The 23,745-nt window shown below is 72.1% G+C and carries 17 protein-coding genes and 3 tRNA genes; 12 read left to right on the forward strand and 8 right to left on the reverse strand.

The genetic code is table 11. The annotated features are described in order from the left end of the window. Positions 1-235: 235 nt before the first annotated feature. Positions 236-1,207 carry an alpha/beta fold hydrolase gene (locus ACFWBT_RS06240; protein WP_385696561.1) on the reverse strand — a complete coding sequence of 324 codons (972 nt, stop codon included), beginning with the start codon at positions 1,205-1,207 and terminating at the stop codon, positions 236-238. 211 nt (positions 1,208-1,418) lie between these two features. Between ACFWBT_RS06240 and ACFWBT_RS06245 the strand changes: the two genes are divergently transcribed. From ACFWBT_RS06245 to ACFWBT_RS06280, 8 genes are all read left to right on the forward strand, one after another. Further along, positions 1,419-2,165 (forward strand): SDR family NAD(P)-dependent oxidoreductase, encoded by a 747-nt coding sequence (locus ACFWBT_RS06245; RefSeq protein ID WP_385696564.1) that lies wholly within the window; start codon positions 1,419-1,421, stop codon positions 2,163-2,165. Positions 2,166-2,213: 48 nt separating this feature from the next. Beyond that, entirely contained in the window at positions 2,214-3,782 is a 1,569-nt protein-coding gene (locus ACFWBT_RS06250; RefSeq protein WP_385696567.1) for a serine/threonine-protein kinase, read from the forward strand. Between the two features lie 375 nt (positions 3,783-4,157). Next, positions 4,158-4,760, forward strand: coding sequence for a TetR/AcrR family transcriptional regulator (locus ACFWBT_RS06255; protein ID WP_385696570.1), 603 nt, complete (start codon positions 4,158-4,160; stop codon positions 4,758-4,760). Positions 4,761-4,960: 200 nt separating this feature from the next. Further along, positions 4,961-5,884, forward strand: coding sequence for a TauD/TfdA dioxygenase family protein (locus ACFWBT_RS06260; RefSeq protein ID WP_385696574.1), 924 nt, complete (start codon positions 4,961-4,963; stop codon positions 5,882-5,884). A gap of 313 nt (positions 5,885-6,197) precedes the next feature. After that, complete coding sequence (locus tag ACFWBT_RS06265; protein WP_385696577.1) at positions 6,198-7,697, forward strand: MFS transporter; 1,500 nt, start codon at positions 6,198-6,200, stop codon at positions 7,695-7,697. A 325-nt stretch (positions 7,698-8,022) separates the two neighbouring features. Beyond that, positions 8,023-9,735, forward strand: a complete 1,713-nt coding sequence (locus ACFWBT_RS06270) for an aldehyde dehydrogenase family protein (RefSeq protein ID WP_385696580.1) — start codon at positions 8,023-8,025, stop codon at positions 9,733-9,735. Between the two features lie 50 nt (positions 9,736-9,785). Then, on the forward strand, positions 9,786-11,348 hold the full coding sequence (locus tag ACFWBT_RS06275) for a long-chain fatty acid--CoA ligase (RefSeq protein WP_385696581.1): 1,563 nt from the start codon (positions 9,786-9,788) through the stop codon (positions 11,346-11,348). 311 nt (positions 11,349-11,659) lie between these two features. After that, positions 11,660-13,249, forward strand: a complete 1,590-nt coding sequence (locus tag ACFWBT_RS06280; protein WP_385696584.1) for a GMC family oxidoreductase — start codon at positions 11,660-11,662, stop codon at positions 13,247-13,249. Positions 13,250-13,296: 47 nt separating this feature from the next. Here ACFWBT_RS06280 and ACFWBT_RS06285 read toward each other — a convergent pair whose 3' ends face one another. The 6 genes from ACFWBT_RS06285 to ACFWBT_RS06310 form a co-directional block, all read right to left on the reverse strand. Next, entirely contained in the window at positions 13,297-14,118 is an 822-nt protein-coding gene (locus ACFWBT_RS06285) for a SigB/SigF/SigG family RNA polymerase sigma factor (RefSeq protein ID WP_385696587.1), read from the reverse strand. A gap of 108 nt (positions 14,119-14,226) precedes the next feature. Next, positions 14,227-14,505, reverse strand: a complete 279-nt coding sequence (locus ACFWBT_RS06290; RefSeq protein ID WP_385696589.1) for a hypothetical protein — start codon at positions 14,503-14,505, stop codon at positions 14,227-14,229. Positions 14,506-15,123: 618 nt separating this feature from the next. Continuing rightward, positions 15,124-15,567 carry a hypothetical protein gene (locus tag ACFWBT_RS06295; protein ID WP_385696592.1) on the reverse strand — a complete coding sequence of 148 codons (444 nt, stop codon included), beginning with the start codon at positions 15,565-15,567 and terminating at the stop codon, positions 15,124-15,126. A gap of 533 nt (positions 15,568-16,100) precedes the next feature. Beyond that, positions 16,101-16,174 (reverse strand) — tRNA-Ile (locus ACFWBT_RS06300). A 165-nt stretch (positions 16,175-16,339) separates the two neighbouring features. Further along, a tRNA-Asn gene (locus tag ACFWBT_RS06305) sits at positions 16,340-16,412 on the reverse strand. A 5-nt stretch (positions 16,413-16,417) separates the two neighbouring features. Next, a tRNA-Asn gene (locus ACFWBT_RS06310) sits at positions 16,418-16,490 on the reverse strand. 144 nt (positions 16,491-16,634) lie between these two features. On the opposite strand from ACFWBT_RS06310, the gene ACFWBT_RS06315 reads away from it, so the two are divergent. The 4 genes from ACFWBT_RS06315 (at position 16,635) to ACFWBT_RS06330 (ending at position 22,295) form a co-directional block, all read left to right on the forward strand. Continuing rightward, on the forward strand, positions 16,635-16,940 hold the full coding sequence (locus ACFWBT_RS06315) for a YtxH domain-containing protein (protein WP_385696594.1): 306 nt from the start codon (positions 16,635-16,637) through the stop codon (positions 16,938-16,940). 74 nt (positions 16,941-17,014) lie between these two features. Next, positions 17,015-18,469 (forward strand): FGGY family carbohydrate kinase, encoded by a 1,455-nt coding sequence (locus ACFWBT_RS06320; RefSeq protein WP_385696596.1) that lies wholly within the window; start codon positions 17,015-17,017, stop codon positions 18,467-18,469. Between the two features lie 164 nt (positions 18,470-18,633). Then, a complete protein-coding gene (locus ACFWBT_RS06325; RefSeq protein ID WP_385696598.1) occupies positions 18,634-20,367 on the forward strand; it encodes an ABC transporter ATP-binding protein in 1,734 nt (577 codons plus the stop codon). After that, a complete protein-coding gene (locus ACFWBT_RS06330) occupies positions 20,367-22,295 on the forward strand; it encodes an ABC transporter ATP-binding protein (protein ID WP_385696599.1) in 1,929 nt (642 codons plus the stop codon). The genes ACFWBT_RS06325 and ACFWBT_RS06330 overlap by 1 nt, the downstream gene beginning before the upstream one ends. A gap of 155 nt (positions 22,296-22,450) precedes the next feature. Here ACFWBT_RS06330 and ACFWBT_RS06335 read toward each other — a convergent pair whose 3' ends face one another. After that, on the reverse strand, positions 22,451-23,743 hold the full coding sequence (locus ACFWBT_RS06335; RefSeq protein ID WP_385696602.1) for an RNA polymerase sigma factor: 1,293 nt from the start codon (positions 23,741-23,743) through the stop codon (positions 22,451-22,453). Between the last annotated feature and the right edge of the window lie 2 nt (positions 23,744-23,745).

A 23,745-nucleotide genomic window follows, 5' to 3' on the forward strand; every position in this document is an offset into this window, starting at 1 on the left:
CGGTGGAGCCGGCCATCAGCTCCTCCGGCGCTCGACCCCGGGCGCCGCCGGAGGAGCGGTCCGGCATCCGGTGCCGGAAGGGCAATCCAGCCCCCGTCCCGGAAGGGCGGTCCCGCACCCGGTCCCGGAAGGGCGGCCCCGCACCCGGTCCCGGAGGGGCGGTCCGGCCGGTGGCGCTCCTCGGCGTCTGCCGCCGAGACCCCCTCGGGCGCACGGGGGCGGGAAGCGAGAGCCCTCAGGCCGAGGCGGGGGCCTGGGAGCGCCGGCCCGCGGACGCGGCAGAGGCGCGGGGGGCGACCGCCTCCGGGGTCCGTCCCCGCCGGTGCCCGGGCCAGACCGGCACGTCCGCCAGCAGCCAGGCCAGCACCTTGGGCAGGGCCCGGAGGGCGGCGAAGTGCGCGGCGGTGGGTTCGAGCACCGCCGTGGCCCGGGGAATCCGTGCGGCCATCCAGGACGAGTGCGAGGCCGGGGAGAACACGTCCTTCACGCCGTGCCACAGCAGCACCGGCACCTGGATCTCCGCCGGATCGAAGCCCCAGTTCCCGGTCAGGGCCAGCGCGTCGTCGATCCAGCCGTACGGCGATGTCCGCAGCGCCTCGCGGTAGTTGCGCAACAGCATCGAACGAATCGTGTTGTCGGAGACGATCTGCCGGTCGTCATCGGTGAGTTCGGGCCGCAGCTCCTCCAACAGGCGCACCGGATCGCGCCGGATGACGGCGGACCGCGGAATCAGCCGCGCGGTGAACCGGTCCGGATCGTCGAACGCCGTCCTGAACTCATGGACGTTGGACGGCGCCATCCCGGCGAACCAGTCCAGTCCCTCGGCGTCACGCGGCGCGAGCCCCACCAGTGCGGCGGCCCGGGTCACCCGCTGCGGCATCAGCGCGGCACAGGCCAGCGCGTGCGGAGCGCCCCCGGAGCGTCCGGCGACGGCGAACCGCTCGATCCCCAGGGCGTTCGCGATGCAGGCCACGTCCTGCGCGACGTCGACGACACGCCGCCCCTGCATCCGGTCCGAACCTCCGTACCCCGGGCGGTCGTAGCTGATCAGCCGGGTGCCGCGCTGGTACAGGAACATGGCCCGCGGCCGGGGGCCGACCCGGCTGCCGGGCATGCCGTGCAGCAGGAACACCGGGCGCCCCCGTGGATCCCCCGAGACTTCGACGCGCAGCAGCCGCCCGTCGACGGTCCGCACATGGTCACGCACAGCGCTCCCCCTCCCTCGGTCCGGACGGACCGGGACAAACGCTGCACGTTCCCTGCCCGGCCGTTCGGGTGACGAAACGACCGCGCGGGTCAAGTCGACTCCATATCAGGCCACTTGACGCCGCCGCACGGTCTCCGTAGCGTCTCCACTCGTGCGTGGACATGACCCACGTTCACATCCGAGAATCTGAACGGCGACGGACGGGATGGACATGAGCGGACGGCGTGTGGTGGTGTCCGGCGGCGGGACGGGGATCGGCCTGGCGACGGCGGAGGCGTTCGCCGCGGACGGGGACCGGGTGGTCCTCCTCGGGCGCCGCGAGGACGTCCTGCGCAAGGCGGCCGACGGACTGAACGAGCGATACGGCCGGGAGGCCGCGTCCTGGCACGCGGCGGATCTGGCCGACCCCGAACAGGTCGGCGCGGCACGGGACTTCATCGTCGAGGACGACACGGTGGACGTCCTGGTCGCCAACGCGGGCGGAAACGCCGCCGTGCCGCACGACGGCGGCCTGGCCTCCGTCGCCGACAGCTACCGGCGCAACTTCGACGCCAACGTCCTGACCGCCGTCCTGCTCACCGAGGCGCTGCTCCCCCACGTGCGCCGCCCCGGCGGCCGTATCGTGCAGCTCTCCTCGATCGCCTCACTGCGCGGGCCCGGCTCGTACGGCGGCTCCAAGGGCTGGATCAACACCTACACCTACGATCTGGCCCAGCGCGTCGGCTCCGAGGGCATCACCGTGAACGCGGTCGCCCCCGGCTTCGTCGGCGACACCGAGTTCTTCGGCGACCGCGCCACCCCGGATTTCGTCGCCGCCCGCGTGGCCCAGTCCCTCACCGGACAGCCCGGCCGGCCCGAACAGATCGCGGCCGCCATCCGGTACCTGGCGTCACCGGAGGCGGCCTACGTGACGGGCCAGCTCCTCCACATCAACGGCGGTGCGGCACTGGGGCGTTAGTTCTCGGGGCGCCGCCCGGAACGGGCGATCTCCTCTAGCCTGGCGCGCATGGACGCACCGGGGGACTTCGTCGACGGTCGGTTCCAGCTGATCGAGCGGCTGGGCAGTGGCGGGATGGGCACGGTGTGGCGGGCCCGGGACGGCGCCCTGCACCGCGAGGTCGCCCTCAAGGCGGTGCGGGCCGACGCGGGCGCCTCGGCCACCGTACGGGAACGGGTGCTGCGCGAGGCACGGGCGCTCGCCCGGATCAGTCACCCGCACGTGGTGACCGTTCATCACATCGTGGAGGCGGAGCCGCATCCGTGGATCGTGATGGAGCTGGTGCCGGGCATGACGCTCCAGGACCGGCTCGTCGCGGGCCCCTTGTCCCCGGCGGAGGCGGCGCGCGTCGGCCGGCAGGTCCTCGCCGCGCTGCGGGCCGCCCACGCCGCCGGTATCCGGCACCGCGACGTCAAACCCGCCAACGTGCTGCTCCGCCCGGACGGAACGGCCGTTCTCACCGACTTCGGCATCGCGGCTCTCCAGGACTCGACCTCCCTGACCGTCACCGGTGAACTCGTGGGCTCCCCCGAGTACATGGCACCCGAACGCATCCGCGGCCACGCCGACGACCCGGCCGGCGATCTGTGGTCCCTCGGCCTCGTCCTGTACGTCTGTGTGGAGGGCGTCAGTCCGCTGCGCCGCGCGACGACGCTCGCCACGCTGGCCGCCGTCCTCGACGATCCGCTGCCGCCTCCCGTCCGCTCCGGCCCTCTCGCCCCCGTCCTGAACGCGCTGCTCGTACGGGATCCGGGGGCGCGCCCCGACGCGGAGCGCCTGGACGCGATGCTGGCGCGGGCGGAGGCGAGGACGCCTGCGCAATGGGGCCCGCCGACGGCGACCGCGACGGTGTCGGCGACCCACCGGGAGCCGCTTCCGCGGCCGTACACGGACCCTGTGCCGCCGCCCGCCGGGCCCGGGCAGTGGGACGGACCCCTGCCACCCGTACCCACCCGGTCCGACAGCCCGGGTGGGCGCCGCCGGACGACGATCGCCGTCGCCGTGGCCGCGGTGCTGGCCGTCGCCGCGACCACGCTCTTCCTGACCCTGCGCGACCGGGGGACCGGCCGGGAGACGGGTGGCGAGGCCGGGCCGTCGGCCTCGGTGTCGGCCTCGCGGTCCGCGCGCACCGAGCACGCGACCACGGCCCCGACCCCGACCCCGACTCCTTCGCTTGCACCGGCATCTTCGGCTTCCGCGCCCGGCCCTGCGCCGACGGGCGCGGCATCCGCCACGAGCGCGCCGTCGGGCGACCGCTGGATCGCCCAGCTCTTCTCCGAACCCGTCGGAACGGGCACCGCCGCCCGGGATCTCCGCCTGGCGAAGATCAGGAAGACCGTTCCCGAGGCGCGGATCCTGCGCAGTGACAACTACGCCTCGCTGCGCCCGGGTTACTGGGTGGTCTACGCCCCGGGCCCCTTCGCGGACGGCCGGGCCGCACTCGCCTTCTGCGCCGAGCGCGGCAGAACCACCGCGACCACCTGCATCGGCCGCTATCTGAGCGACCGCACGGCCGACTCAGCCCTCCAGTGCCGCCCTCCGGCGACCGCGCCCACGGGCCGCTGCACCCGCCCGTGAGCCGGAGCCCGGGACGCCGCCGCCCAGGTGCCCCACCAAGGGTTCGTGACCGGCCCGGACGGGGCGGAACACCGTTTCGGACCGGCGGACCGCAGGACCCGTACGGCGTCAAAGACATCGGTCAGTACGGCAGCACACGCCCCGACGGCGTCCTGCGGTCGATCGGCATCTCGCGCGGAGCGGCGGGCCGACGGTTGACGCGAATCCGGATCTGACGGTTCATGACCCCTCCTCATGACTGCTGAGCCCAGCGTCCCTCGCCGACACGCATAGACGCATCGTGCCCACGGAGGCACCCCTCCTACCCTCCGAACAGGATGTTCCGCCGCGGGCCCTCCTCCCTGGGCAGTACACCGGCCCCCGTAGGCTCGGGGCATGACGGGTGAGCGGACACGGGGGACGGAGCGGGGACCGGGACGGCCACGCGAGGAGCGGGTCACCGGAGCCGTCCTGAACGCGGTCGTCGACCTGGTCGTCGAACAGGGCATGGGCGCACTCACGATGGACGCCGTCGCCGCCCGGGCCGGGGTGAGCAAGCCGGCCATCTACCGGCGCTGGCCCACCAAGCAGGACCTCGTCATCGCCGCCGCCGAGAGCCGCGTCGGCGAACTGTCGGTGCCCGACCTGGGCGACTTCCGCGCCGAGCTGCGCGTCGTCCTCACCGCCCGGCTGGAGGCGTACCGGCTGCCGGGGTCGGCCCGGCTGATCGCGGGGCTGATCGGAGCGGCGGCCGAGGCGGGTGCGGGCGGGGCGCAGTACGCGCAGTACACCGAGCGGATCACGAGCGAGACGCGGCGCATCCTCGAGCGCGGCATCGCGCGAGGCGACGTTCGCCCCGACACCGACGTCCGGGCCGCGGCGACCCTGGTCGCCGCGCCGCTGCTCTTCCGGCTGATCGGCGAGCAGGAACTGCCCGACACCCGGCTCGTGGAGACCCTGGTGGACCTCGTGTCCCGCGCGGTCGGCTCGGCTTCCTGACCGTCGCGGCCCCGCAGGACCGCCCCGTTCACGACCGCCCCGTCACGCACGACCGCCTCGTCACGCGCGACGGCCCCGGCTGACGGCCACGGCCCGGCCCGAGGGTCCCGTTCACAACGATCGCCCCAGACCCTTGCCACCTCACACCCCAATAACGATACTCCTGGTAACGAAATCCCGGTTGTCGTTCTGGAGAGCCCATGGACAGCGTCGTCACCCCTCCCCCGCCCGCCCTCGACAAGCCCCTGATGCACTACGGAAAGCGGGTGCTGGAGCGCACCGCCCCCGGTGTCGCCCCGGCCGAGTACCGGCTGACGGACATCCGTCCGCTCACCCCGCACATCGGTGCGGAGATCGCCGGCGTCGACCTCTCGCTCCCGATCGGCGAGGACCTCGCCGCGGAGCTGAAGCAGGCCCTGCTGGAGTGGAAGGTGATCTTCTTCCGTGGCCAGCACGCCTTCGACCCGAGCGCCCAGCTCGCACTCTCCGCCCTATGGGGCGCGCCGGAGCCCAACCCGTTCTTCCCCGCCGGCGACACCACCGGTGTCTCGCGTCTGGCCAAGGACGCCATGGCCGTCGGCACCGAGAACATCTGGCACAGCGACCACTCCTTCATGGCCGCACCGGCCCTCGGTTCGGTCCTGCGGGCCGTCGAGGTCCCCGCCGCGGGAGGCGACACCCTCTGGGCGGACATGGGCGCCGCGTACGACAACCTGTCCGAGCGGATGAAGGCCCATGTCGAGGGGCTCACCGCGGTGCACGACTGGGTGCCCAGCTGGGGCCTGACGATGACGGAGAGCCAGATCGCGGCGCACCGGGAGACCCTGCCGCCCGTCGAACACCCCGTGGTCGTACGGCACCCGCGCACCGGCCGCAAGCTGCTCTACGTCAACGAGCCCTTCACCACCCGGATCACCGGTCTGCCGGAGACCGAGAGCCGTGAGCTGCTCGGCGAACTGGTCCTGCAGGCCCGTATCCCCGAGTACCAGGTCCGCTTCCGCTGGCAGCCCGGCTCCGTCGCGATCTGGGACAACATCGCCACGCAGCACTACGCGATCAACGACTACTACCCGCAGCGCCGCGTCATGGAGCGCATCGCGATCGCAGGCGAGCCCCTGTCCTGAGGCCCGTCGTCCGGGGCTCCTGCCCGGACGTCCTCCTACCCGGACGTCCTCCTGCCAGGACGGGCACCCGCCGCTGGGCGGGCTTCCGCCCGGCCGGCCTGCGCCTCGTGGGCCGGGCGGGCGTACCCGCGGCCGGGCGGACGTCCGCCTCGGCCGGGCATGGCATCCCCTCGCCGACCGCGCCCGACGGGGCCGTCGTCCGGTCGGGTGCCGGCCCGGATTCCCAGGCCGGCGCCCCAGGGGTGCCCCGCCTCCTTCTCGCCGCGCCCCTCCTTCCGTCTCCCCGTCCCGACCCGTCCCCCGCGGAGCCCCTGTGACCGACACCGACGTCGTACCCGCTGTGCCCGCCGCCCCTGTGAAGACGCCGCCCGACCAGCGCCGCCGCGCGTGGACCGTCACCGCGCTCCTGGTCGTCTTCATGATGGTCAACTTCGCCGACAAGTCCGTGCTGGGCCTGGCGGCCGACCCCATCCGTGAGGACCTCGGCCTGTCCGCGTCCGCCTTCGGGCTCGCCAACAGCGCGTTCTTCCTGCTCTTCTCGATCTGCGGCGCCACGGTAGGGCTGCTCGCGGACCGCGTCCGGCCCAAGTGGCTGCTGCTCACGATGGCCGTCCTGTGGTCCCTGTCCCAGGCACCGCTGGTCCTGGGCGGAGGGCTCGCGGTGCTCGTCGCCTCGCGCGTTCTGCTGGGCGCCGCCGAGGGGCCGGCGTTCCCGGTGGCCCAGCAGACCACGCTGTCCTGGTTCCCCAACCACCGGCGCAACCTGCCGGGGGCCCTGATCGTGCTGGGGGTCACCCTGGGTGTCCTGGTCGCCGCCCCGGTGCTGACCTGGGTCATCCACGAGCACGGCTGGCGCACCGCGGTCGCGGTGGTCGCGGTCGCCGGTGCGGTGTGGGCACTGCTGTGGATCCCCTTCGGCGGAGAGGGGCCCTACGCGGGGACGCGGAACGGCGGGACCCCGGCGCCGGTCCCGGCCGACGGCCGCGGCGCCGGCTCCGGCTCCGGCTCCGGCTCTGGTGCCGATCGGGTGGCCCATGTCTCCGATGCCGAGCCGACGGCCGACGGCCGCGGAGCCGGCCGCGCGGTCGAGGTGGCGGAGGCCGTGGCCGGGGCAGGCGGCGCCGCGCGCGGGACCCCGTACCGCCGGATCTTCGCGACCCGTACCTGGATCGGTGCCACGGCCGGCTACTTCGGCACCTACTGGGTGATCGCCTTCTCCCTGGTCTGGCTCCCCTCCTACCTGCATGACGGCCTGGGGTACTCCTCCGCCACGTCCGCCCAACTTCTCATGCTGGTCTGGGGGCTGAGCGGGGCCGTGGTGCTCGGTCAGGCCGGTCTGACCGGATGGCTGCTGCGCCGCGGGACCTCCAGCCGAAGGGCGCGCGGCGGGGTCGGCGGCATCCTGATGCTCACCGCCGCCGCGGCGTGCCTCGCCCTGCCGGCGGCACCGGCCGGTGCCGCGACCGTCGCCCTCGTGATCGCCGGATTCGGCTGCGCCGGGGCGATGAGCAGCGTCGCCGCCACCACCGTCGCCGAACTGGCTCCGGCCGACCGCCGCGGCGGCGCGCTGGGCATCATGAACGCCGTGGTGACCACCGCGGGTCTGATCGCCCCGACCCTGGTCGGGCATCTCGTGGACACCCAGGGGACCGCGGGCTACCGGCAAGCGCTCCTGATCACCGGAGTGCTGCTCGTGCTGGGCGGAATCGCCGCCGTCACGCTGATCGACCCGGCCCGCGACGCCCGGCTGCTGTCGGCACGCCGCACCGAGCCACTCGCCCCGGACCACGACACCCCGCGGCAACCCGCCTGAAAGCCGCTCCCCGCATGCCTCCGCCGGGCCGGCCTGATCCGCCGGATCCGCCGGATCCGCCGGGTCCGCTGGACGCATCCGGGACGGGGGGTCCGCACCGTGACCCGAATCCCCATCCCGGATTCCGGATCACCCAGCGGCCCAGGCCCCCTGCCTTCCAGCGACCCAGGCTTCCCGCCTCCCAACGGCCCGGCCTCCCGCCCGGCGACGCGGCACCCTCCGCCACCGCTTCCCCCGCTCCCCCTGCTCCCCCCGCTCCCCCCGCTCCCCGCCCACCGATTCCCCCACCGCCTCCCCCGCTCCTTCCCTAACTGCGAGGAATGACGTGAACCCCAGCGCCCTCGACACCTCCTGCCTGGACCGGGCCGTCGCCGAGTTGCGCGGCGGTGCCGCCTCCTGGTCCGCCGCCCCGCTCACCGAACGCGTCGCGCTGCTCGAACGGCTGCTGCGCCGGGTGGACTCCGGCGCGGCCGAACTCGCCGCGGCCGGCTCCCACGCCAAGGGCCATGCTCCTGACTCCCCGTGGGCCGCCGAGGACTGGATCGGCGGTCCGTGGGCGCTCGCGCAGAACGCCGCGGCGTATCTGCACGTGCTGCGGCGCGTCGCCGCGGGCCGCGAACCGCTCGCGGCGAAGGCCGTGCGGGAGACGGCCGGCCGCACCCGCGTCGACGTGTTCCCCGCGACCGGCTGGGACCGGCTGCTGCTCAACCGCTTCAGCGCCCAGGTGTGGATGCGTCCGGGCGTCACCGCCGACGAGACACGCGACCGCGCGGCAAGCCCGTACCGAGGCCGGCCGGAGCCCTCCGCCCTGGCCCTGGTCCTCGGCGCCGGGAACGTCGCCGCCATCACCGCGCTCGACATCCTGCACAAGCTCTACGCCGAGGGCCAGGTCGTCATCGCCAAGATGAACCCCGTCAACGCCTATCTGCGCCCCCACTTCGAGCACGTCTTCGCGGAGTTCGTCACCCGCGGCTGGGTCCGTTTCGTCGACGGCGGCGCCGCCGAGGGCGGATACCTCGCCCACCACGAGGACGTCGACGCGATCCACGTCACCGGCAGCGACCGTACGCACGACGCGATCGTCTGGGGGACGGACGAGGACGCCGGGCGGCGCCGATGCGAGGACCGGCCCCTGATCGGCAAGCCCTTCAGCAGTGAACTCGGCGGCGTCAGCCCGTGCGTCGTCGCTCCCGGCCCGTGGAGCGACGCCGACTTCCGCTTCCAGGCCGAACACATCGTCACCAGCAAGATGAACAACTCCGGCCACAACTGCATCGCCGGCCAGATCCTCGTCGTACCGCGCGACTGGGACGGCACCGAGAAGCTGCTGAACGAGATCCGCCGGGTGCTGCGCGCACTGCCGTCCCGCGCCGACTACTACCCAGGGGCCCGCGAGCGCCTCGACGCCGTTCTCGCCGCACACCCGCGGGCGGAGCGGTACGGCGACGGCTGCCGCCTCCTCGTCCCCGACGTCACCGGCCCCGACGACGTCCTCGTCACCGACGAGGTCTTCGCCAGCGCGCTGGGCGTCGTACGGCTGCCCGGCGCGACCACGGCCGCGTTCCTCCGCAACGCCGTCGACTTCGCCAACGACCGCCTCCCCGGCACCCTCGGCGCCACCCTCATCGTGCACCCGAGGACCGAGCGGCAGGACCGGGCTGCGGTGGAGACCGCCGTCGCCGACCTGCGCTACGGCACCCTGGGCGTCAACTGCTGGTCCGGGGTGGGCTTCCTGCTCGGGTTCACCCCCTGGGGCGCCTTCCCCGGCCACACCCGCCAGGACATCGGCAGCGGCATCGGCTTCGTGCACAACGCGTTCATGCTCCGGGGCGAGGACATCGAGAAGACCGTGCTGCGTGCCCCGTTCACGCCCGCACCACGCGGCCTCGTCACGGGCGACCCTTCGCTGTCCCCTCGCCCGCCCTACTTCGTCACCAACCGCACCGCGCTGACCACCGTGGAGCGCCTCACCCGCTTCACCACCGCGCCGAGTCCGCTGCGGCTGCCCGCCCTCTTCGCGTCCGCGCTGCGCGGCTGAGCCCGCCGGCCCGCGCCTAACCACTCCAACACCCCTACGGAGAAGAGCCCATGCTCAACCTCGCCGTCATGCTGGAGAACAGCGCCCACGCCGTGCCCGACCGTACGGCGGTCGTCCTGGGCGACCGGCGAATGACCTACGCGGAGCTGGACACCGCCGCCCGCCAGGTGGCCGGCCTGCTGCGCTCGCGCGGCATCGAGCCCGGCGACAAGGTGGCGTTGTCCTGCCCGAACCTTCCGTGGTTCCCGGTCGTCTACTACGCCATCCTGAAGACCGGCGCGGTGGTCGTCCCGCTCAACGTGCTCCTGAAGGGCCGTGAGATCGCGTATCACCTGGCCGATTCCGAGGCCAAGGCGTACTTCTGCTTCGAAGGCACCGCCGAGCTCCCGACGGGCCGGGAGGGCTGGGACGGGTTCAACGAGACGGAGAGCTGCGACCACTTCTTCCTGCTGACCGCGGCCCCCGCCGAGACCTCCCCGATCCCGGGCACGCGAACCCTGACGTCGGCGCTGGCCGGCCGGAGCACCGAGTTCGAGACGGTCGCCACCGAGGCGGACGACACGGCGGTCATCCTCTACACCTCCGGCACCACGGGCCGGCCCAAGGGCGCCGAACTCACCCACGCGAACCTGACGCTGAACGCGCTGACCTGCCACAAGATGTTCGGCGAGGTCGAGCAGGACGTCCATCTCATCGCCCTGCCGCTGTTCCACTCCTTCGGCCAGTCCGTGCAGTTGAACGCCGGCCTCGCCGCCCGCGCGACACTGGTCCTGCTGCCGCGCTTCGACGCCGGCTCGGCCCTCGCCCTGATGCGGCGTCACGCCGTCACCTTCTTCGCGGGCGTCCCCACCATGTACGGGGCGCTGCTCGCCGAGGACGTGCCCGAGGCGGAACGGGCGGAGATCGCCGGGAATCTGCGGATCGCCGGCTCCGGGGGTTCGGCGCTGCCGGTCGAGACGCACCGCCGGTTCGAGGAGCGCTTCGGGGTCACCGTCCTGGAGGGCTACGGCCTGTCGGAGACCAGCCCCGCGGTGACGTTCACGCCGCGCGGCGAGCCGGCGCGCGCGGGCTCCGTCGGTCGTCCGGTCTGGGGCGTGGAGGTGGACCTGATCGCCGAGGACGGGACGCCGGTGAAGGGTCCGGACGCCATCGGCGAGATCGTCGTGCGCGGACACAACGTCATGAAGGGCTACTACAACCGGCCCGAGGCGACCTCCGAGGTGCTGCGCGACGGCTGGTTCCGCACCGGGGACCTGGCCCGCCGGGACGCCGACGGATGGCTCTACGTCGTCGACCGCACCAAGGACCTGATCATCCGCGGCGGCTTCAACGTCTACCCGCGGGAGATCGAGGAGGTCCTGCTCACCCACCCCGCCGTGAGCACGGCGGCCGTCCTCGGCGTGCCGCACGCCACCCACGGCGAGGAGGTCAAGGCCTGCGTGGTCCTCGCCCCGGGCGCCGAACTCACCGGGGAGGAGCTGATCGCGTGGTGCAGGGAGCGGATGGCCGGCTACAAGTACCCGCGCCTGGTGGAGTTCCGCGACCTGCTGCCCACCAACGCCACGGGCAAGATCCTCAAGCGCGAACTGCGGGACGCACCCACGGCCCCCTGACGGCGACACACCGCGCGGCGGCCGGGCCGGTTCCCCGCTCGGCCGCCGTCGGGGCCGGTTCGCCGGCCGATTCCGTGAACTCATCACCTCCAGGGGCTACCCCGTGGCACCGGCCCGGCCCGAAGCTCTGGAGCGGACCTCGACGAGGAGGACGTCATGACGTACACCGCACCACAGACCGCACCACCGTTCGGGCCCCGCAGGAGGGCGAGGCGTGTCGCCTCTCCCGGCGTTGCCTTCCCTGGCCTCGCCGCCCGGCCGGCGGCGGGCACGCCCGGCCGTACGGACCGGAACACGACCGGGGTGACCCGGTGAGCGCCCCGGAAAGCGCCGACTACGTCGTCGTCGGAGCGGGCTCGGCCGGGGCGGCGCTCGCCGGCCGGCTGACCGGGAGCGGCCCGGCCTCGGTCGTCCTCCTCGAAGCCGGCGGCCGGGACAGGAAGGCGGCCGTGCACATACCCGCCGCCTTCTCCCAGTTGTTCAGGACCGGGCTCGACTGGGACTACTCGACCGCCCCGCAGCCCGAACTCTCACGGCGCCCCGTCTACTGGCCCAGGGGCCGGATGCTCGGCGGCTCCTCCTCGATGAACGCCATGATGTGGGTGCGCGGGTTCGCCGCCGACTACGACGAGTGGGGCGACCTCTGCGGCGCCGACTGGTCGTGGAAGGGCCTGTTGCCGTACTTCCGCCGCACGGAACGGGTCCTCGGTGCCACCGACCCCGACCACGGCCGCGCCGGCCCCATGAGCGTCGAGCCGCAGCGCGACCCGAACCCGCACACGGCGGCCTTCCTCGACGCCGTCCGGGCACTCGGCCACACCGTCGAGCCCGCCAACACCGCGACGCCCGACGGGTTCTCCCAGACCATGGTGAGCCAGCGGCGCGGCGCGCGGTGCAGCACCGCGGACGGCTACCTCAAGCCGGCCCGGCGCCGCTCGAACCTGCGGGTCGTCACGGACGCGCAGGCGACCCGCGTGCTCTTCGAGGACCGCCGCGCGATCGGCGTCGAGTACGTCACCGGGGGCGTCACGCGCACGGTGCTGGCCCGCCGCGAGGTCGTCCTGAGCGCGGGCGCGGTCAACACGCCCCAGCTGCTCATGCTGTCCGGCATCGGCGACGCCGGGCACCTGCGCGAGCGGGGCATCGAGGTGCTGGTGGACGCCCCGCAGGTCGGCGCCAACCTCACCGACCATCTCATCAGCGGCCTCGCCGTCGACGCCGCCGACCGGACCCTGTTCGCCGCCGAGCGGCCTTCCGAACTGGTGAAGTACCTGACCCGCCGCCGGGGGATGCTCACGTCGAACATCGGCGAGGCGTACGGATTCGTCCGCAGCCGGCCCGACCTCGAACTGCCCGACATCGAGATCATCTTCGCGCCGGTGCCGTTCCTCGGCGAGGGCCTCGTCAAAGCGCCGGAGCACGGGCTGACCGTGGGTGCGATCCTGCTGCGCCCCCAGAGCACCGGTTCGGTCACCCTGGCCTCGGCGGACCCCTTCGCCAAGCCGGTCATCGACCCGCGCTATCTGACGGACCCGGACGGCGCCGACCGCGCGGCCCTGCTGGCCGGACTCGACGTCTGCGAGGAGATCATCGGCCGGCTCTCCGACCGCGGGCTGTCCACGGGCCGCTTCCTCATGCCGCCCGGGGCCGAGGACCTGCCACGGGACCGGCGCGACGCCCTCGCCCTGACCGATCACTCCCACACGCTCTACCACCCTGTCGGAACGGCCCGGATGGGCCGCGACGACGCCTCCGTGGTGGACCCGCGGCTGCGGGTACGGGGGGTACGGGGCCTGCGGGTGGCGGACGCCTCGATCATGCCGACGATCATCCGGGGGCACACCAACGCACCGTCCGTCGTGATCGGGGAACGGGCCGCGGATCTGCTCACGGCCGACTGAGGCCGAACGGAACGTCCTGAGCACCACGGCCTGTGCTCAGGACGCCGTCAAGACGCGCTCCCCAGAACTTCGGCGCCGCCCATCACCTGGTCGTGCAGCTGTGCGCAGGTGCGGGTGATCAGGCGGGAGACGTGCATCTGGGAGACACCGAGCTGCAGACCGATACGGGCCTGCGTCATCTCGCAGAAGAACCTCATGTACAGAATCTGCCGCTCGCGTTCGGGCAGGGCCCGCAGCAGAGGCCGGAGCGCTTCACGATCGACGATCCGGTCGAAGCCGGGCTCCGTGCCGCCGATGGTCTCGGTCAGCGGGTGGCCGTCCGCTGACCGGCCGGGCACGGCGTCCAAGGACCAGGCGGTGAAGCTCTCCAGCGCGCCCTGGCCCAGCCGTACCTCGGCCTCGGTCAGCCCGGTGTGTGCGGCGATGTCGCGGACCGCGGGTATCGCTCCGCCCAGTGACGAACTCAGCTCACGGTCGGCGGCGCGGACCTGGCCTCTCAGCTCCTGTACGCGCCGCGGCACATGCACGACCCAGAGTTCGTCCCGGAAGTGCCGCTTCACCTCGCCGAGGATCGTCGGTACGGCGAAGCTCGGGAAGGCCGTGCCGAGACTCGGGTCGAAGCGGGACACCGCCTTGACCAGGCCCAGTTGGGCGACCTGCCGGAGATCTTCGAAGGTCTCGCCCCGATGGCGGAAGCGCCGGGCCAGCCGTACGGCCATCGGCATCCAGGCGCACACCACCTCCTGGCGCAGCGCGGACCTCTCCGGTCCGTCCGGCAGCGCGGCGATGCGGCGGAACGTCGCGTCGGTGTCCGGCGCGTCGTCGTAGCGGCGTGCGTTGCGTGGGCTCGGGGTGCGTTCGGCCGGCATGGGCACGTGTCTCCCTCTTCGGTGGTGTCACTCACCGTGGGAGCCGGCGGACCGCAGCACAGTGACTGCGGCCGCACCGGACCTCCGGATGACAGACCGGTTCGACGGTCACCCGCGGCGTTCATGGTCCCGGCGGTCCTCGCGCTTCCAGCGTGCCCGGTTCTGACGGCTGTAGCGGCGGTCCCAGCGGTCCTGACGGTCCCGGCGCTGCTCGTAGTCCCGGTAGCCCTTGAGATCGGAACCATCGCGGCGGATCCAGCCTCCCCCGCGATCGCTGCCGCGGCGGGTGGCGCCGAAGAGCAGCACGGCCGCGGCCACCCACCACAGAGGATGGAGAAAGCCGAGGCCGAACAGGACCACGATCAGGATGAGAAGCAGAACGAACACGGCGGGCCTCCCCGGAACAGAACAACGCGTCACTGCCGGGGGCCGGGGCCTGTCAGAACAACGTACTCCTCCCAAGAGGCCGCGGACAGCGCGCCATGTCGCGACTTCCGGCGGAGCCGGCCGCAACCGGATGGCCAGTTGGCATCTGTCCGGGGAGCGCGGCGAGGGCTAGCGTGCGCGGTACGGCCCGAGTCCCCGGCAGCGTCGATCACCTCGCGCGCTCCTTCGGGGGCGCACCTCGCGCATCGGTGAAGGAACCCCTCCGGTCACCGACGGGCCGTTCCCGCACCCGACCCGCACCCGCCGTCGCCACCCGATCCCGGCGCGGCACCGATGCGCCCCGTGCGGGCACCTTTCCGCTGCCCGCCGCGTCGCACGCGTTCCGCGACAGGCGGTACACATGTACGCGCTGATCGTTCCGGCTTCGGCCCCCTTCGTCCTGCTCGCCGCCTCGATGAGCCTCTCCGTCGTCGACAGCCCGCGCGCGGCGGTGGAAAAGGCCGACGCCGTCCTCTAGTTCTTGAGGCCGCGTGTCCGCGGCCGCCACGTGCCGTCGGACGTCCCCGTGCGGTCAGGGGCTGTCGTCCGCAGCCGCAGGACCGGCGTTTTCCACGGACCTCACCTCGCCGTCGGCGGAGCGTAAACGGCCGGGATCTGCGGGCGTGCCGCCGGATCGCGGACCTCGTGGTCCCCTTCGGAGTCCCAGGCCGCCTGAACGGCCCGGTCGGTCTCCGACACCGTCCGCAGGCTCGCCGCCTCCAGCATCAGCCGGCCCACGGGCGCGGTGCGCAGGCAGTCTCTCCCGGCGGCCATCAGCAGGCGGGCCGAGACGGGAGTCGGCTGCACCCGCGCGCCGACGGGCACCGCGCCCGGGACGCCCGACCGGTAGGGAGGGCTCGCCAGGTCCCCGGGGATGCGGCCCCACAGCGGATCGAGCCCGGCCGTCGGCGAGGAGCCGAGGGCAGCGGAAGGCGCGCGACAGGACGGAGAGGAAGGCGTCCGACGCGACGGAGAGGAAGGCGTGCTTTCGGGGATCGGCGTGGGGAAGGCGAAGGCACTCATGACACGAACCCGGCTCCGGACCGACCGGAACCGGCCCGACGTGGTCAAATCGCCGAAAGTGACACGGACATGGGAGCCGGTGCACGAAATACCCTCGGTAACACCGAGCCTACTCCGCCGCCGGTCCGAACGAACTCCGCGTCCGTGGGCGTCCTCGCGTCGCGCGTCGGCTCCCGGGCCGCGGACCGCGGGAGAGATCAGGCTCAGGGGTTGCCGTCCCCTGGCTCGCGTCCACCGGTGCGCGCGACGATGGCCGATTCCGTGGGGCCGACTGCCCGGCGTCAAGGCCGACTGCCCGGCGTCGAGGCCGACCGGATCTCGCACCGCGGGAAGCCGACGGGCGCGACACACGTGACGGCCAGGCGCCGATCCGGCGACACCACACGAGAGGTCCGATTCGGGGGAGGTCCGCGACCTCGATCTCGGCCTCAGGATCACGAGAACCTGACCGCCCAGGGCCACCGGGCCCCTCAACTCGCTCGACCCTCCAGCGAAGTTGCTGATCAGATCGCTTCTTCCCGCGTAGCGCGTAGTGGGGCGGGTGGGACTCGAACCCACGGCCGACGGATTATGAGTCCGCTGCTCTAACCGGCTGAGCTACCGCCCCGTTACGGCGCGCCGCGCACATTTGTGCGCGCCGTCTGCCGCAGCATAGCCGCTCATACGATCTCCTGCTCCGGATGGTCGGCATCGCCCGACCATCCGGACTTCGGCCTGCCCGGGGTGGTTCCCGCGGACATGAAAAAGGACCCCGAGGGGCCCTCTTTCGTTGCTCTCCCGACTGGACTCGAACCAGTAACCTGCCGGTTAACAGCCGGCTGCTCTGCCAATTGAGCTACAGGAGATCGAGCTCCCCCGACTGGACTTGAACCAGTAACCTGCCGATTAACAGTCGGCTGCTCTGCCAATTGAGCTACAGGGGATCGATCTTTGCATCGAACGCACCCACCTGGGTATTCGCCAGGGGGCGTGCGCTTGCTGCGACACATACATTAGCGCAAGCAGGGGGGTGCTCCGCCAATCGGTTCCCTCCGCACCGATGCCGACGCAAGGGAAGGGTGGCCGTCATGCGCTACCGGCTCACGTTCGTCGCCGGACTGGCCCTGGGTTACGTGCTCGGCACGCGAGCCGGGCGCGAGCGCTACGAACAACTGAAGAAGTCCGCTCGCCAGGTCTCGCAGAACCCCGCGGTGCGCAACACCGCGGAGACCGCCGCCCAGCAGGGCCGCGAGATCGCCGGCAAGGCCCTGCACACCGTGAGCGAGAAGGTGGGTGACCGCGTCCCCGACTCGGTCACCGACCGGGTGCGCTCGCTGCGGGAGCGGAACGCGGGCGGCACCGGCGAGGACGACTGGGGCACCAGTAATACCTAGGGATCCATGGCGACGCCGGGTCCTGTGTGCCCGCCCGGCGCCGCCACCCCTCGTCGTACGGCAGAATTTCCGCCATGGGGATAGTCGCCGGGTTGGACAGTTCGCCCGATTTCACTCGTATCGTTGTCTGTGACTCGGACACGGGTGCCGTGCTGAGGCAGGGGTATGCGCCACATCCGGTCGACGGAGCCGAGGGTGGCGGCCGTCCTTCCGACGTGGACCCGCAGGCCTGGCTGCTGTCCCTGGGCGAGGCCGCCGGTGGCGGGCTGCTCGAAGGCGTACAGGCCATCGGTGTGTCCGCGCAGCAGAACGGGCTCGTGCCACTGGACGCGCAGGGCAATACCGTGCGCCCGGCGATGGTCGGCGGTGACAAGCGGGCGCAGGTCGCGGCGGCCGATCTGATCGACGCGCTCGGCGGGCGCGAGGCATGGGCGCAGGCGGTGGGCAGTGTCCCGCAGGCCGCCCAGCCCGTCACCAAGCTGCGCTGGCTGAGCAAGACCGAACCCGAGGCCGCGAGACGCACCAGCATGCTGCTGCAGGCCCACGACTGGCTGGTGTGGCAGCTTCTCGGGCGGCCCGTGCGCAGGACCACGGACCGGGGCGGCGCCTCGGGGACCGGGTACTGGTCGGCGGCGACCGGCGGCTACCGGCCGGATCTCATCGAGCTCGCGCTCGGCCACCAGGCCGGGCTGCCGGAGGTGCTCGGTCCGTCCGACGCCGCGGGGACCACCCCCGAGGGGCTGCTGATATCCGCCGGGACCGGCGAGACCATGGCGGCGGCGTTCGGGCTCGGCATCGGGCTCGGCGACGCGGTGGTGTCGCTGGGCGCCTCCGGTTCCGTGATGGCCGTCCATCCCGAGGCGCTGGTGGACTCCACCGGCATGATCACCTCCCTGGCGGACGCGACCGGGATGCATCTTCCGGTCGTCACCACGCTCAATGCCGTACGGGCCCTGCGCGGGGCCGCCGAACTCGTCGGCGTGTCCGACCTGGAGGGGCTGTCCGACCTGGCGATGAAGTCGACGCCGGGCTCCCACGGCCTCGTCCTGCTGCCGTACCTGGAGGGCGAGCGCACCCCGAACCTGCCGCACACGGCGGGGACGCTGGCCGGACTGCGCCGGGAGTCGATGCGGCCCGAGCATCTGGCGCGGGCGGCCTTCGAAGGCATGCTGTGCGGACTCGCTGACGCGCTGGACGTGCTGCGCGGGCGGGGTGTCGACGTACGCCGGATCTTCCTTCTCGGCCAGGCCGCCGAGCTGCCCGCCGTCCAGGCCGTGGCGCCCGCGCTGTTCGGCGCGCAGGTCGTCGTGCCACAGCCCGCGGACTACGCGGCGCTCGGCGCGGCCCGTCAGGCAGCCTGGGCCCTCGGCGTGTCGCAGGGCACCCTCGACCCGCGGACACCGCCCGCCTGGCAGGGGCCGGTCGCCCAGGTGCTGGAGCCCGGTGAGGAGCTCGCCGTGGGGCAGGCCGTACGACAGCAGTACGTGTCCGTACGGGAACAGACGCATCCTGGGGCGTTCCGGGCGTAGTCCCTCCACCGGCGTACGTCCGAAGACGGAGGCATGGTCCGTTTTTGGACCGCACTTGGGTCAATCGGTTGAGGTAACGCAGGTGGAGTGTCCGACGATAGGGGGTGGTGCACCCTGCATCGCCCGCCGATCACCCCACCGCCGACAACTCCGAGAGACCCCGCGTGCTCATACGACTCCTGCGGACCCACCTCAGTCCGTACAAGAAACCCATCACCCTGCTGGTACTGCTGCAGTTCCTGCAGACCTGCGCGACGCTCTACCTGCCCACGCTGAACGCGCACATCATCGACAACGGTGTCGTGAAGGGGGACACGGGTTACATCCTGTCCTTCGGCGCCCTGATGATCGTCATCTCGCTGGCCCAGGTCGTCTGCAACATCGGCGCCGTCTTCTACGGCGCCCGCACGGCCTCCGCGGTCGGCCGGGACATCCGGACGGCCGTCTTCGACCGCGTCCAGTCCTTCTCGGCACGTGAGATGGGCCACTTCGGCGCCCCGTCGCTGATCACCCGCACCACCAATGACGTCCAGCAGGTGCAGATGCTCGCCCTGATGACGTTCACCCTGCTGGTGTCGGCGCCGATCATGTGCGTGGGCGGCATCATCCTGGCCCTCGGCCTGGACGTGCCGCTGTCCGCGGTGCTCATCGCCGTGGTGCCCACCCTCGGCATCTGCGTGACCCTCATCGTGCGTCGACTGCGCCCGCTGTTCCGCACCATGCAGGTGCGCCTGGACACCGTGAACCGCGTGCTGCGCGAGCAGATCACCGGCAACCGCGTGATCCGCGCGTTCGTGCGCGACGGCTACGAGAAGGAGCGCTTCAAGGGCGCCAACACCGACCTCACCGAGACGTCGCTGGCCACCGGCCGGATGCTGGCCCTGATGTTCCCGATCGTCATGACGGTGGTGAACCTGTCGTCGATCGCGGTCGTCTGGTTCGGCGCCCACCGCATCGACAGCGGCGGCATGCAGATCGGCGATCTGACCGCGTTCCTCGCCTATCTGATGCAGATCGTGATGTCCGTGATGATGGCCACCTTCATGTTCATGATGGTGCCGCGCGCGGAGGTCTGCGCCGAGCGCATCCAGGAGGTCCTGGCCACCGAGAGCAGCGTGGTCCCGCCGGTCGCGCCCGTCCTGGAGCTGCGCCGTCACGGCCACCTGGAGATCCGCGCGGCCGGCTTCCGCTACCCGGGCGCCGAGGAGCCGGTCCTGAAGTCCGTCGACCTCGTGGCCCGCCCCGGCGAGGTGACCGCGGTCATCGGGTCGACGGGCAGCGGCAAGTCGACACTGCTCGGCATGATCCCCCGTCTGTTCGACGCCACCGACGGCCAGGTGCTCGTCGACGGCGTGGACGTGGCGACCATCGAACCGAAGCTGCTGGCCAGGACGGTCGGACTGGTCCCGCAGAAGCCGTACCTGTTCGCGGGGACGGTCGCCACCAACCTGCGGTACGGGAACCCGGAGGCGACCGACGAGGAGCTGTGGCACGCGCTGGAGGTGGCGCAGGCCAAGGGCTTCGTGGAGCGGCTGGAGAACGGTCTGGACGCACCGATCGCGCAGGGCGGGACGAATGTGTCCGGCGGCCAGCGGCAGCGTCTGGCCATCGCCCGCACCCTCGTGCAGCGCCCCGAGATCTACCTCTTCGACGACTCCTTCTCGGCCCTCGACTACGCGACGGACGCGGCGCTGCGCGCGGCGCTGTCCGCGGAGACCTCCGAGGCGACCGTGGTGATCGTGGCCCAGCGGGTGTCGACCATCCGGGAGGCCGACCGGATCGTGGTCCTCGACGAGGGCCGGGTCGTGGGCAGCGGACGGCACCACGAACTGATGGCGGACAACGAGACCTACCGGGAGATCGTGCTCTCCCAGCTGACGGAAGCGGAGGCCGCCTGATGGCCGGGCCGATGGGGCGGATGATGGCCGGGGGCGGCCCCGATCAGCGCTCGATGGATTTCAAGGGGTCGGGCAGACGACTGCTCACCCAGTTCAAGCCCGAGCGCGCCACGCTGTACGTGATGCTGGTCGCCGTCGTCCTGAGCGTGGGGCTCTCGGTGGTCGGCCCGAAGATCCTGGGCAGGGCCACGGACCTGGTCTTTTCGGGGATCGTCGGACGCCAGATGCCGGCCGGCGACACCAAGGCCGAGGCCCTGGACTCGCTGCGCGAGCACGGCCAGGGCGGCGTCGCCGACATGCTCTCGGGGACGGACTTCACCCCCGGCGAGGGCATCGACTTCACCGCCGTCGGGAACGTCCTGCTGCTCGCGCTCGGCACCTTCCTGCTGGCCGGCCTGCTGATGGCGGTGGCGACGCGCCTGGTGAACCGGGCCGTCAACAAGACCGTCTACCGCATGCGCGAGGACCTTCAGGCGAAGCTGTCGCGGTTGCCGCTGTCGTACTTCGACAAGCGGCAGCGCGGTGAGGTCCTCAGCCGCGCCACGAACGACATGGACAACATCCAGCAGACCCTCCAGCAGTCGATGGGCCAGCTCGTCAACTCGCTGCTGACCATCGTGGGCGTGCTCGCGATGATGTTCTGGGTGTCACCGCTGCTCGCGCTCGTCGCGCTGGTCACGGTGCCGCTGTCGTTCGTCGTCGCCACCCGGATCGGCAAGCGCTCGCAGCCGCACTTCGTGCAGCAGTGGCGGACCACCGGCAAGCTCAACGCCCACATCGAGGAGATGTACACCGGCCACAACCTGGTGAAGGTGTTCGGGCGGGCGGACGAGTCGGCGGCGCAGTTCGCCGAGCAGAACGAGAAGCTGTACGAGGCCGGGTTCAAGGCGCAGTTCAACAGCGGTGTCATGCAGCCGCTGATGATGTTCGTGTCGAACCTGAACTACGTGCTGGTGGCGGTGGTCGGCGGTCTGCGCGTGGCTTCCGGCTCGCTGTCGATCGGTGATGTGCAGGCGTTCATCCAGTACTCCCGCCAGTTCTCGATGCCCCTGACGCAGGTCGCGTCGATGGCGAACCTGGTGCAGTCGGGTGTCGCGTCGGCGGAGCGGGTCTTCGAGGTCCTCGACGCGGACGAGCAGGAGGCGGACCCGAAGGTGTCGGCCGGTCCCGGCGAACTGCGGGGGCGCGTGGCGCTGGAGCACGTGTCCTTCCGGTACGACCCGGAGAAGCCGCTCATCGAGGACCTCTCGCTGAAGGTGGAGCCGGGCCACACGGTGGCCATCGTCGGCCCGACCGGCGCCGGCAAGACGACCCTGGTGAACCTGCTCATGCGGTTCTACGACGTCACGGGCGGCCGGATCACCCTCGACGGGGTCGATGTGGCGTCCATGTCCCGGGACGAACTGAGGGCCGGGATAGGGATGGTGCTGCAGGACACCTGGCTGTTCGGGGGCACGATCGCCGACAACATCGCGTACGGGGCCTCGCGGGACGTCACCCGCGGGGAGATCGAGGAGGCGGCGCGCGCGGCGCACGCCGACCGTTTCATCCGTACGCTGCCCGACGGCTACGACACGATGATCGACGACGAGGGATCGGGGGTCAGCGCGGGCGAGAAGCAGCTGATCACGATCGCCCGGGCGTTCCTGTCGGATCCGGTGATCCTGGTGCTCGACGAGGCGACCAGCTCCGTGGACACCCGGACCGAGGTGCTGATCCAGAAGGCGATGGCGAAGCTGGCGCACGGCCGGACCTCGTTCGTGATCGCCCACCGTCTGTCGACGATCCGGGACGCGGACACCATCCTCGTGATGGAGGACGGGTCCATCGTGGAGCAGGGCGCGCACGCGGAGCTGCTGGCGTCCGGCGGAGCCTACGCCCGCCTGTACCAGGCCCAGTTCGCCCAGGCGGTCGCCGAGGTCGACTAGCCCCGCCTCCCCTGGACCCCCGCTGGAATTCACCCGTCCGGCGAGAATTCAGCCCCTCCGGCGTTTGAGGAGCGGGGGTCCGGGGGCAGTGCCCCCGGATGCGGGGCGGGAAGGGGCGGAGGGGGCGAAGGAAGCCGTTGCTCTCGGCAGGCCCCTCAGTCCAGATAGCCCCGCAACTGGTCCGCGAAGGCGTGATCGCGCAGCTTGTTCAGGGTCTTGGACTCGATCTGCCGGATGCGCTCACGCGTGACACCGAAGATGCGGCCGATCTCCTCCAGCGTGCGCGGACGCCCGTCCGCCAGCCCGTACCGCAGCTGGACCACCTTGCGCTCCCGCTCGCCGAGCGTGGACAGCACCGCCTCCAGATGCTGCCTGAGCAGCAGGAACGCCGCGGACTCCACCGGAGATGTGGCGTCGCCGTCCTCGATGAGGTCCCCGAGGGCCACGTCGTCCTCCTCCCCCACGGGGGCGTGGAGGGAGACCGGCTCCTGGGCCAGCCGCAGGACCTCGCTGACCCGCTCACCGGTCAGGTCGAGATGCGCGGCGACCTCTTCGGGACTGGGTTCGTAGCCGCGCTCCTGCAGCATCCGCCGCTGCACCCGGACCACCCGGTTGATCAGCTCGACCACGTGCACGGGGACGCGGATCGTGCGCGCCTGGTCGGCGAGGGCGCGCGACATGGCCTGCCGGATCCACCAGGTGGCGTACGTGGAGAACTTGTAGCCGCGGGCGTAGTCGAACTTCTCGACGGCCCTGATCAGGCCGAGGTTGCCCTCCTGGACCAGGTCGAGCATGGTCAGCCCGCGGCCCACGTAGCGCTTGGCCACGGAGACGACGAGCCGCAGGTTCGCCTCGATGAGCCGGCGCTTGGCCATCCGTCCCATGACGACGATCTTGTCCAGGTCCAGGGCGAGCTGGCTGTCCAGGTCGGGGGCGAGCCGGAGCTTCTCCTCGGCGAAGAGCCCGGCCTCGACGCGGCGGGCGAGATCGACCTCCTCGGCCGCCGTGAGCAGCGGAATCCGCCCGATCTCCCGCAGATACTGGCGGAACAGGTCGGACGAGGGGCCACCGGTGTCGGCTGCGCGGCTTCGGGGCGGTTCGACGGGTTCGGGGGCCTCGGCCTCGGTCTCCACTTCCACCTCTGCCCCGGGAGCCTCGGGCGGTCCCGCCTGTTCGGCCTCGGGGTGGTGCGCGGCGCGGCGCTGCGAGGGGACCCCCGCGCCGACGTCGGTATCCGCGTCCGTGTCGATGGTGTTGTCGGTCTGGGCGAGGGTCTGGGTCTGCACGGGGGCGACCTCCAGGAATGTCGCTGCTGAGGCGTGCGGCAGCGGTACGTCGGGGATGGGGTCGACGGCCTCGCCGCTGTCCATCCCGTAGTCGTTTTGCGGAACCGCGGGGATCGGGAACCCGTCGCGTGCGGGTCGACCGCGCTCCGAGGACTCAGGCACCG

This window comes from Streptomyces sp. NPDC060027 (assembly GCF_042737005.1).
Classification (GTDB): Bacteria; Actinomycetota; Actinomycetes; order Streptomycetales; family Streptomycetaceae; genus Streptomyces.

What these genes read in the sequence shown, in the direction of transcription:
- ACFWBT_RS06250 (WP_385696567.1), top strand. Translation starts at nt 2,214, where the DNA reads ATGGACGCACCGGGGGACTTCGTCGACGGTCGGTTCCAGCTGATCGAG.
- ACFWBT_RS06275 (WP_385696581.1), top strand. Translation starts at nt 9,786, where the DNA reads ATGCTCAACCTCGCCGTCATGCTGGAGAACAGCGCCCACGCCGTGCCC.
- ACFWBT_RS06285 (WP_385696587.1), bottom strand. Translation starts at nt 14,118, where the DNA reads ATGCCGGCCGAACGCACCCCGAGCCCACGCAACGCACGCCGCTACGAC.
- ACFWBT_RS06295 (WP_385696592.1), bottom strand. Translation starts at nt 15,567, where the DNA reads ATGAGTGCCTTCGCCTTCCCCACGCCGATCCCCGAAAGCACGCCTTCC.
- ACFWBT_RS06320 (WP_385696596.1), top strand. Translation starts at nt 17,015, where the DNA reads ATGGGGATAGTCGCCGGGTTGGACAGTTCGCCCGATTTCACTCGTATC.
- ACFWBT_RS06330 (WP_385696599.1), top strand. Translation starts at nt 20,367, where the DNA reads ATGGCCGGGCCGATGGGGCGGATGATGGCCGGGGGCGGCCCCGATCAG.
- ACFWBT_RS06260 (WP_385696574.1), top strand. Translation starts at nt 4,961, where the DNA reads ATGGACAGCGTCGTCACCCCTCCCCCGCCCGCCCTCGACAAGCCCCTG.
- ACFWBT_RS06255 (WP_385696570.1), top strand. Translation starts at nt 4,158, where the DNA reads ATGACGGGTGAGCGGACACGGGGGACGGAGCGGGGACCGGGACGGCCA.
- ACFWBT_RS06315 (WP_385696594.1), top strand. Translation starts at nt 16,635, where the DNA reads ATGCGCTACCGGCTCACGTTCGTCGCCGGACTGGCCCTGGGTTACGTG.
- ACFWBT_RS06245 (WP_385696564.1), top strand. Translation starts at nt 1,419, where the DNA reads ATGAGCGGACGGCGTGTGGTGGTGTCCGGCGGCGGGACGGGGATCGGC.